The organism is Subtercola sp. Z020 (assembly GCF_002931235.1).
GTDB lineage: Bacteria > Actinomycetota > Actinomycetes > Actinomycetales > Microbacteriaceae > Subtercola.
This window is the reverse complement of sequence record NZ_PSTT01000131.1, coordinates 1-10,000: the sequence shown is the minus strand read 5'-3', so window position 1 is coordinate 10,000 and position 10,000 is coordinate 1. Positions and strand designations below refer to the sequence as shown.

Annotated in this window: 8 protein-coding genes; 3 read left to right on the top strand and 5 right to left on the bottom strand. The window is 70.6% G+C overall.

From position 1 onward, the window contains the following. Positions 1–44: 44 nt before the first annotated feature. The 3 genes from C5B96_RS16555 to C5B96_RS16545 are packed head-to-tail and all read right to left on the bottom strand — an operon-like array spanning position 45 to position 2,974. Positions 45–1,460, bottom strand: coding sequence for an alanine--tRNA ligase-related protein (locus C5B96_RS16555; RefSeq protein ID WP_104246466.1), 1,416 nt, complete (start codon positions 1,458–1,460; stop codon positions 45–47). 40 nt (positions 1,461–1,500) lie between these two features. Beyond that, positions 1,501–1,899, bottom strand: coding sequence for a PPOX class F420-dependent oxidoreductase (locus C5B96_RS16550; RefSeq protein WP_104246467.1), 399 nt, complete (start codon positions 1,897–1,899; stop codon positions 1,501–1,503). A 43-nt stretch (positions 1,900–1,942) separates the two neighbouring features. Beyond that, entirely contained in the window at positions 1,943–2,974 is a 1,032-nt protein-coding gene (locus C5B96_RS16545; RefSeq protein WP_104246465.1) for an LLM class flavin-dependent oxidoreductase, read from the bottom strand. Positions 2,975–3,055: 81 nt separating this feature from the next. On the opposite strand from C5B96_RS16545, the gene C5B96_RS16540 reads away from it, so the two are divergent. Then, the gene (locus C5B96_RS16540) at positions 3,056–4,054 is read left to right on the top strand and encodes a 5'-3' exonuclease (RefSeq protein ID WP_104246464.1); all 999 of its coding nucleotides are present in this window, start codon (positions 3,056–3,058) and stop codon (positions 4,052–4,054) included. Between the two features lie 203 nt (positions 4,055–4,257). Here the strand turns inward: C5B96_RS16540 and C5B96_RS16535 are convergent, their stop codons facing one another. Both C5B96_RS16535 and C5B96_RS16530 read right to left on the bottom strand, forming a co-directional pair. After that, the gene (locus C5B96_RS16535; protein ID WP_104246463.1) at positions 4,258–6,531 is read right to left on the bottom strand and encodes a bifunctional UDP-sugar hydrolase/5'-nucleotidase; all 2,274 of its coding nucleotides are present in this window, start codon (positions 6,529–6,531) and stop codon (positions 4,258–4,260) included. Beyond that, positions 6,528–8,585, bottom strand: coding sequence for an ExeM/NucH family extracellular endonuclease (locus tag C5B96_RS16530; RefSeq protein ID WP_146078232.1), 2,058 nt, complete (start codon positions 8,583–8,585; stop codon positions 6,528–6,530). Before C5B96_RS16530 ends, C5B96_RS16535 begins: the two co-directional genes overlap by 4 nt. Before the next feature lie 192 nt (positions 8,586–8,777). Between C5B96_RS16530 and C5B96_RS16525 the strand changes: the two genes are divergently transcribed. After that, complete coding sequence (locus C5B96_RS16525) at positions 8,778–9,806, top strand: zinc-ribbon domain-containing protein (protein WP_104246461.1); 1,029 nt, start codon at positions 8,778–8,780, stop codon at positions 9,804–9,806. Between the two features lie 9 nt (positions 9,807–9,815). Continuing rightward, positions 9,816–10,000, top strand: a 185-nt coding sequence (locus C5B96_RS16520) for a hypothetical protein (protein ID WP_146078231.1), incomplete at its 3' end; no start/stop codon positions are given.

Sequence of the window (10,000 nt, the reverse complement as noted above, 5' to 3'; positions counted from 1 at the left end):
GGGCGGCGCGCTACGCCGGGGTCGGGGCGCCAGGGGGCACCGCGCTACGCGGGGTCGGCCGCCCCGAGGTGCGAGGCGCCGCGCGAGCGCTCCTGCTGCGCGCGGAGTGCCGCGTCGTAGCCCTCCGCCCAGTCCTCGGCCACCGGGATACCGAGCCGCCCGGCCTCTTCGACACTCAGCTCCCGCGGGAAGCCGTTGGTGTCGGACAGCCGGAAGATGTCCTCCCCGGTCAGCGTCGAACCGGCGAAGCCCCCGATCATCCGCAAGCCCGCTTCGAGCGTGCGCCGGAACGACTTCTCCTCGCGCAGCAGCACCTCGACGATCTCGTCACGCGCCGCGCGGATCTCGGGGTAGTCGTTCTGGTAGAGGTCGGCGATCTGACCCACCACCTCTTCGAAGAAGGTGTCGCGCAGGTCGATCGTGTACGCCGTGCGGATCGCCCGCCGCAGCAGCCGCCGCATGACGTAGCCCTGCTCCTTGTTCGAGGGCCGCACCCCGTCGACCGCGAGGAACACCGCCCCGCGCAGATGGTCGGCGATGATGCGGAGCGGCACCGGGTTCTCGTCGTACGACGCTCCCGAGAGGGTCGTCAGGGTCTGGATGATCGGCCACAGCAGACTGATGCGGTACACGTCGGGCGTGTCGAGGGCCGCGGCCGCGATGCGCTCCAACCCTCCGCCGAAGTCGACGTTCCGCTGGGCGAGCGGAGTGAACGAGCCGTCGAGCTCGCGGCGGTACTGCATGAAGACCTGGTTGCCGATCTCCATGAACTGCCCGCTGTCGCTCGCCGGATGCGCCTTGCCGAACGACGCGTCGTGGTGCTCGGGGCCGAAATCGTAGAACACCTCGCTGTCGGGGCCGCAGGGGTCGCCGAGCGGCGTGCCGAGCAGGCTGCCGCCACGGCTCCACCAGTTCTCGCCGGAGTCGTAGAAGAAGATCTTCTCGCCGGGCAGCACACCCCGGGCGTCGCCGTCGGCCTGGCTGCCCACGACCGCGATGCCGGCCTCGATGCCACGTTCGCGGAACACCTCCTGCCAGATCGCCGCCGCCTCGTCGTCGCGCGGGATGCCGTACTCGTCGTCGCCGATGAAGCAGCTGACGGCCAGCTTCTGCGGGTCGAGCCCGACGACATCCACCAGGAAGGCGAAGAACGCGCGGATCTGGTGCTCTTTGAAGTAGTCGCCGAGGCTCCAGTTGCCGAGCATCTCGAAGAACGTCGTGTGCCTGTTGTCGCCGACCTCCTCGATGTCCTGCGCGCGGAGGCACGGCTGGCTGTCGGTCAGTCGGATGCCGTCGGGGTGGTGCTCGCCGAGGAGGTACGGCAGCAGCGCCTGCATCCCGCTGCCGGTGAAGAGTGTGCTGCCGTCGCCCCGCGGTACGAGGTTCGCGCGCTCGATCTGCACGTGCCCGCGCTCGCGCTGGTACTGCAGGTAGGCGGTGCGGATCTCGTGCGCGTCCAAAGGGTCCCCCGTGTGAGTGTGCCGAATACTGTTCTGGAGCCTACTGGTGCACCGTGTGCTCGATGCTCATGGTGAGGATGACGCGGTCGGCGGAGTCGGGCGGCGGGGCCTGGTCGGGGTTGCCGTAGCGCTTGCCGAGCACGACGTAAAAGTCGCCCGCTGGGTCGGGTTCCACCCCGATCAGCCGCCCGCGCACCTCGAGGTAGCGGAACGGGTTCTCGGGGTCGAAGACGGCGAGGCTCATCGACGGGTTCTGCATCAGGTTGCGGTACTTCGCGCGCGTCGTGGTGTGGGTGAAACGCAGTGTCTGCGTCTCGGCATCGAACAGGTACCACATCGGGCTCACCTGCACGGTGACGTCGGGGCGGATCGTGCCGAGCGACCCGTAGAAGGGCTCCTCGAGCAGCCGAACGTAGTCGGCGGGAATCTCAGCTGTCATGCCTCCCAGCTTGGCAGAGGCCGCCGACATCCGCCCAGGCTCTTCAGGCCGCCCCGGCGCTCCAGCCGAGCAGTGGGCCGAGGCGCGTCGCGATGTCGGTCAGGATCTGCACGTAGTCGTCGTGTTCGAACGAGAACGGCAGGGCGAAGACCACTTCGTCGACCGCTTGGTAGCCCGCATGCGAGAGCAGGGCATCCGCGATCTGCTCGGAGCTGCCGACGATGTCGGGGGCGAACAGGATGCGCCCCGGCCCCTGCGGCGTGAGCGTTCGTTCGTAGCGGCTCGCGGCGTACGCGTGGTACTTCGCGGCCTGCGCGGCGCTCGCGCTGTCGGTCGGAATGACGACGAGCCCCTGCGAGGCGCGCGCCGCCTCGCCGTGCGGGTGCTTCGTTCGGAACAGGTCGATCTGGGCGCGCTGGATGCGGGCGAAGTCGTCGTCTTCTTCGGCCCGCACGACGCTGCTCGAGAGCAGGTTCAGACCGTGCTCGCCCGCCCATGCGGCGGAGGCGAGGCTGGCCGCGCCGTACCAGACGCGCTCGGCGAGGCCGGCTGAGAAGGGCTGGATGCGTGGTGAGTACGCTTCGATGCCCTCGGTTCCGGTGAACGTGCTGACCGCCTCCCCTCGGAGGTTCGCCAGCAGCCGCAGGGCTCTCTCGTGCCCGAACTCCTCCGCGTCGGCCGAGTCGGGGTAGAGGTGCTCGCGGATCGCGTCGAAGTGGGTCGGCACACCCACGCTGATGCCCGGGTTCATTCGACCGCGGCTCAGAACATCCACCGTCGCCAGGTCTTCCGCCAGGCGGAAGGGGTTCTCGAAGCCGAGCGGAATCACGGCCGTGCCCAGCTCGATGCGCCGCGTTCGCTGCGACGCGGCCGCCAGCACGGCGACGGGGGAGGAGATGCCGTACTGCAGGTGGCGGTCGCGGAGCCACGCGCTGTCGAAACCGAGCCGCTCGCCGAGTTCGATGATCTGCAGCGTGCTCTCGTGGCCGCCGAACGGGTCGTGCTCGTCGAAGAATCCGATGGTGAGAAACCCGAGGGAGCGGAGGGGGCGGTCGAGGGGCGCGCTGCTGGTCATGGTTCCAGTATGCGGCGGCGAGCGGCGCGCAGGGCGGGTGGCGCGTGTCGGGCGGCGGCGTGTGCGTGGGATGATCGGCAGATGACTGGCCGACTGATGCTGCTCGACACCGCCTCGCTCTACTTCCGTGCCTTCCACGGGGTGCCCGACACGGTTCGCTCGCCCGACGGGTCGCCCGTCAACGCCGTGCGCGGCCTGCTCGACATGATCGCGAAACTCGTCGCCGACTTCTCGCCCACGTCGCTCGTCGCCTGCTGGGACGACGCCTGGCGCCCCTCCTGGCGGGTCGACCTCATCCCGAGCTACAAGGAGCATCGGGTCGCCCGCGTCGTGCCGGGCGGTCTCGACGTCGAAGAGGTCCCTCCTCTGCTCACGCAACAGATTCCCCTGATCAGGGAGGTTCTCGAGGCGTTCGGCATCGTGGTCCTGGGTGCTCCCGACATGGAGGCCGACGACGTGATCGGCACGCTCGCGACCCATGCCGACGGCCCCGTCGATGTCGTCACCGGCGATCGTGACCTCTTCCAGCTGGTGGATGATCAGGCCCCCGTGCGCGTGATCTACACCGCGCGCGGGATGAGCCGGCTCGAGCTCGTGACCGCCGACGTTCTCACCACGAAGTACGGCATCACGCCGTCGCAGTACGTGGACTTCGCGGTGATGCGCGGCGACCCCTCCGACGGCCTGCCCGGTGTGGCCGGCATCGGCGAGAAGACGGCGGCGACCCTGCTCGCGGAGCACGGCGACCTCGCCGGCATCCTGGCGGCGGCCGGCGCCTCGCCCTCCCCCCTCTCGGCCTCCGTGCGCGCGAAGCTGACCGCCGCCGCCGACTACCTCGTGGTGGCGCCGCGCGTGGTCGAGGTTGTGCGCGACCTCGCGGTGGCGGTGCCGCCCGCCGCCGGCCCTGGCGCCGCCGCGACCTCGCCCGGTGCCGCCGCCGCGCATCCCGCTGCTGCACCCGACGCCCGCCTGGGCGCTCTCTCGCCCGAACGCTTGGAGGCAGTGCACGCCCTCGCCGGGAAGTGGGGCCTCGGCGGTTCCGCCGACCGCGCCATCCGCGCCCTGGCCGCCGCCGGCTGACGCCGCGGACGCGGCCGAACCTGTGCTGCCGCGGCACGTGTCGTAACCGAGGAGCTCAGCCAATGTGCGGCTCCTTACGGGCATATGTCGCCGCAGCTTCTCGGTTACGACGCCGACAGCCGTCACGAACTCCGGTGCGGTGCGGTGCGGATCGGCGGACTCCGGCGCGGTGGCGGGCAGCGCGGCGCTGGGCGGGGCGGCGGTCAGATGCGGGCGCGGGGGGTGACGGTGACGGTGGTCCAGCCGAGGAGGGAACCGTCGCCGGCGTAGACCGCGAGGGGGTGCGCGCCGGGGGCGTAGCCCGCGGGGATGCGGACGGTGACGCGGCCGCCGGCGACGGCGGCGGCGGTCGTGAGGGTGAGCTGCGGGGCGTAGCCGACCACGGTGACCGGGCGGCCGTCGTGCCCGGGGACGTTCACCTGCACGAGGGACCCGGCCGGCGCAGGGGAGGGGGTGACAGAGACGTCGGCGAAAGCGCTGCGGTTGCCGTCCGTCAGCCCTCCGACCGGGAGCACGGCGGTCGGCTTGACCGTGATCGGGAGGTCGATGGCGGTTCCCGTTCCGGGCACCGTCACCGTCAGCGCGCCGGGGCCTGCGTCGCCGTCGCCGGGGAGTGTGGCCGTGATGGTCGCGCGCCCCACCTCGTCGGTGGTGTCGACGATGGTCGGGTCGATGGAGGCGTGGCCGATCACGGCCCCTCGATAGCTGAGCTCCACGGTCGTCGCCGCCTTCTCCCCGCCGCTGAAGAGGAGCGACGAGAGCGCGACGGTGAAGGAGTCGCCGGGAGTGAGGCCGCCGGCGACACCCGGGCTGAAGTGGGCGCCGACGGCCCTCTGCGCGAGGTCGGGCCCGGCGGCCGGGTTGTGCTTCAGATACTCCACCATGGAGTCGAGGTCGATCCGGCCCGTGTCGGCCCGGTTGGTGCCGGCCGCGAACGTGCTGAAGTTGTCACCGCCGTCGGCGAGGTACTTGTTCGCGACCACGCGATAGGTCGCGGCGGAATTGAGCGGCAAACCGTCGAGGGTCATTCGCGAGATGCGGGAACCGGCCGGAGCCGACGGGTCGTAGCTGTACTCGAACCCGCGGGAGACCCCGAGCTTCAGGAACGGTCGGCCGGTGCCGGTCGGCTGCCACTGCTGCTCGAGCACGCGGGCCACTTGCGCGCCGGTCAGATCGAGCGCGATCAGCGTGCTGGCGAACGGCTGCACGTTGTTCGCCTCGCGATAGGTCACATTGCCGTCGGGGTCGCCGGGCCCGCTGGAGGCGTAGCCGAGGTTCACCCGCAGTCCGCCCGGGTTCATGAAGGCGATCTGCGCACCGACGCCCCGTGTCGAGTCCAGCTGCGCGTCGGCAACGAGGTTGCCCAGTGTCGATTCGCCTCCACGGTTGTCGCTGCCGTCGTTCTGCCGCGCCTTGTTGAGGTCGGCGGAGATGCTTCCGACGCTGACGGCGCCGCGTACGGCCGCCACCGCCTCCGCGGCTGCGACGATGCCGGCGACCGCCGCATCCGGTGCGTACCGCGGGCTGGTGTCGGGATTCGTGAGCGGAACGAGCTCGGCCGAGAGGGAATGCGGTTGGTGGGTGACGCTGTCGACCGCCAGAGACAGATGGCCGATGGTCTCGCCGTACTCGCCGGCCTGCACGATGGGTCGTTGCAGCCCGGCCGGCCATCCGGCGACCGGCACGCTGTGGGCGTAACTCTGATGGGTGTGACCCGAGACGATGGCGTCGATGTTGCCGTCTGCTTCGCTGACGATGCGGCCGAACGTCGACGAATCCGTCGAGCTCGCGATGTTCGCGGTGGCCGCTCCCTCGTGCACGAGAAGCACGATCACGTCTGCTTCACCGTTCGTCGTGTCGCCGTCGGAGAGCCGGTCGGCGACCGCATTCACCTCGGGCACGATGCTGCGGACCTCGAGGCCCGGCAGGGCGTCGACGGCCACGAGTGACGGCAGCGTCTCGGTGACGGCGCCGATGAACCCGATCCGCACGCCGTCGACGACCGACACCGAGTACTGGTCATAGGCGGGCCGACCGGTCGCCGAGTCGTAGAGGTTCGAGGCGAGGTAGGGGAACGCTGCGGCCGCGCGCACCCGGCCGTCGACATCCGCCCGGCCGTGGTCGAACTCGTGGTTGCCGAGGGCCGAGGCGGTCAGCTTCATGCTGTTCAGCGCGTCGATGGTCGGTTTGTCCTGCTGGATGAACGAGGTGAAGGTGGACGCGCCGATGTTGTCGCCCGCCGAGATGAGCCGAGTGTTCGGGTTGCTCGCCGTGAAGCTGTTCACGGCCCCGGCGAGCACCGCAGCACCCGCGATGATCCCGTCTTTGGCGAGCCGGCCGTGGAAGTCGTTGATGCTGAGCAGATCGATGTTCACCGTCGACGCTGCCTGCGCGGCCGGCGCGGACGATGCCTCCCAACCGGCGCACCCTGCGAGGCAGAGGGCGCCGGCAAGGGTGAGGGCGAGCGTTCGTTTCATCGGGTGGCTCCTGTCGTGCGGGGTGAGGGCACCGGCGAGGGGATCGTCGGCGGCGTGTGGGTCGGCAATGCCAGGCCGACGACGAGTGGGTCGTGATCCGATGACCGGTACGGCTCCTTCGGGTTCACGAGGTCGATGACATTGGCGTTGGCGGCCGAATACTGGCGCGCCGGCGCCTCGACAGAATTGACGTTCCAGATGTCGGTGCCGCTGACGATCGTCGCTGCCGATCGCGACGCGAAGACGTGGTCGATCGAACCCGACTCGCCGTTGTAGCTGTACGAAGCCTTGCCGGTCGCTGCCCCGAGGTCGGTGTAGCCGCCGGCGGTGATGACCGTGGCCGGGTCTTCGTGTGCAAGCGCGTTGAAGTCGCCGACGAGGAAGACGCTGTCGGTTCCCGCGGCGCGGGCGGTGGCGGCGGCGAATGTCAGAAGCGCCTGTGCCTGACGGGTTCGGTCGCCGTTGTAGGCGCCCTGGCCGGTGTCGAGATTGTCTCCTGTCGCGTCGGTCGGCGTCTTCGACTTGAAGTGGTTCGAGACCACGAGGAAGGTCTCGTCAGAGGTGCCGTAGACCGGCCGGAAGGCCTGGGCATCCGGTTCCCGGGCATTGTCGAAGGCGGGCGAGCCGATCAGGATCGTCGTCTGCCCGACAGGTTCGGCGATGGATGCCCGGTAGATGAACCCCGTTCTGATCAGATCTTCGTCTGCGGTCGACGGCACGGCGGTGGGGGAGGGGACGAACTGCCAGTCCGACCCGTGCTCTGCCGCGTTCAGGGCGTCGACCAGCACGCCGAGCGCGTGGTCGCGCGGCAGCCCGAGTTTCGCGGAGTTCTCGATCTCCTCCAGCGAGACGACGTCGGCGCCGAGGGCGAGGATCGCCCGCACGATCTTCGACTGCTGCTGCTCGAAGTGGGCTCGGGTGGCCGCGCCCCGCACACCGCAGCCGGGTGCGTCGCTGTTGTTCACGGTGACGGGGTTGCCCGCCCGGTCGGAGTAGTACGTGCATCCCATTCGGCTGTCGCCCGTCGTCGGGAAGTAGTTCAGCACGTTGAAGGTGCCGAGCTGGATGCTGCCGCCCACCGGGGCGGGTGCGCTGGTGCGGGTCGCGCTGAAGTGCACGGGGGACGTCGTCGATTCGTTGGCACCCGTGACCTCGGCGGTCGGCTGGAACCGCCAGGCGGCATTGCGATAGTCGAGCACGACGGGCTTCGCGAAGGTGACGGCCGACCCCACCCGCACCGGCGCCGACAGGTAGGGCAGGGGCTTCGACGTGCTGGCCGGGGAGGTGAAGTTGGTGCTGGCGCCGTCGTCGAGCCACATCGCGCGGGCGCGGTTGGATGCGACGGTGGCGGCGTGTTCGGGGCTGCCGACCGCTCCGACGCTGGTGGGTGCAGGGAGGGGCGAGGTGCCGGTCGCCAGCTCTATCTGCCCGAATTGGGCGGAGGACTGCAGCCCGGTAACGGTGTAGTCGCCGAGCGGCTGCACGAGCATCCCTTCGATCCGTTCGCGGGCGTCGTCGCTGGCGGGGAAGGCGATACGGGCGGGCTGCGGCGGCGCGACGGCCGTGCGGTCGAGCGGGATGATCGCCGCAGCGTTCGGAGGGGACAGTTCGGTGAGCCCCTGGTACTCCGAGACCGTGCCCGAGAGCTGCACGTAGTCGCCGATGGTGACCTTCGCCGGTGTCGACCCGGTGAAGACGAAGAGCCCGTCGGAGGCGGTGTGCGCGGCCGGATCGAGGTCGCCGCCGCTGCCCGCGGACTGCACGAAGAACCCGTTCAGGCCGCCGGTCGGGTAGGCGGCCGTGACGAAACCGGTGGTGGTGACGACGGTGCCTGCGAGGGGGCTGGCGGCGCCGGTTCCCTGGATGGCGGCGATCGTGAGGGGAGCAGCGTGGGCGACGCTCATCGGCGTCGCGAGGGCTGCGACGACGGCTGCCGTCACTGCGACGGCCGCGAAGACACCGGCGCCGGAGGGGTGACGGGAGGTGCGCAAACGGAGGTGGGCCGCGGCCCGATGACGCGCATCCACCGGGCGGCGGGGTTTCGAGACGGACAAGGGCGACCTTCTTCCAGACGGACCATTCGACGATCGACCCGCCGGCTGTGACACCGGCGGCCCCCGGCCGAATGACTCCGCGAGGAATCAGTGAGATGAACATAACTCAGTTAATTCACCGCCGCAAGAGCATGTCGGCGGCTCGGTCTAACATGCGTCGTGACGAGGCAGAGCGTGCGAAAGGAGAGGAACGTGCCCGAGAACATCGAGGCGTGGTGGGCCAGGCGACGGCGCTCCAAAGGGCGTGACGTGCCCTACGAGATCGGGTCGTACCGGAGCGACTGGGAGCGGTTCCCGGTGCTCATTCGCCAGTACCACCCCGATCTGAACCGCAACATCACGCTCACGCAGATACCGCCCGCCGCCGACGTCTACCTCACCTGGCAGTGCGACATGGGGCACGTCTTCGTGGCGACCCCCGAGGAGCAGCGCTACCGGCCGGGCACGGTTCGCCGCCGCTCCTCGTGGTGCCCCGACTGCCTTGCGCTGGCGGCGCCGAAGCGGGTGGTCGCCCGGGCGTCTCCCGCCGCCACATCTGCTCCGGCCCCCGCGTCGTCTCCGTCTGCCGCGCCGTCTCCGGCGGGCGCCGCCGCGGATTCGCCGCGGTCCAGTGGCCGGCTCCGGGCACCCGGCGCCACGCGTGCTCGGCCGCTCCCAGTGCCGACGGCGGCACCTGCCGCGCGAGCGGCAGCACCGCGCACGGCCACCACGCTGCAGAAGGCGGCCGGGGAGGCGTTCCACAGCGGGCGCGCACCCCGCCCGGCGTCGGCCGCTGAAGGCGAGCTGCGGATGCTGCTTGCCGACCGCCTCGACCTCGACCTCCGCGCCGCCAACGCCGTCGCCGTGCGGCGCCCGTTCTTCGCCCACCGGGAGGTCTGGCCCGACATCGTGCTGCCCGAGCTGCGGGTCGCGATCGAGTACGACACGATCGGCAAGTTCGGGCTCGAACACGTTGGCACCCGTGAGGCGACAGACCGCCGCAAAGACCGACTGCTGCGCGAGGCTGGCTGGGAGGTCATCCGCGTGCGCTGCGGCAAGCTGCAGCCGCTCGGCGAGTTCGACCTCGTCGCGGGCGGCGTCACGCGCGGCCTGGTCGAGCGCATCGTCGACCGCCTCCGCGACATCCGCGGCGACCTCTTCGTGAACGCCTACCTCCGCGCACACGCGCCCGCCTCGGGTCCTTCGCCGCCGGGCGAGAAGCCGAGCGGCCCGCCCGCGTAGGGTGAGTGGATGATCGAGCCGACGACCGCGTACGCCCTTCTCCTCCGCGGCGCCAACCCGGCCAGCCGCGGAGTGCAGGTCGCCCTGCCGCGCGACGCCGACGGCGAGCCCGAGCGCATCCTGCGCTTCCAGGGCGAGGCGTGGGCGCTGATGACGCAGACCCCGGCCCCCGACGGCCACTACGAGTACGGCAA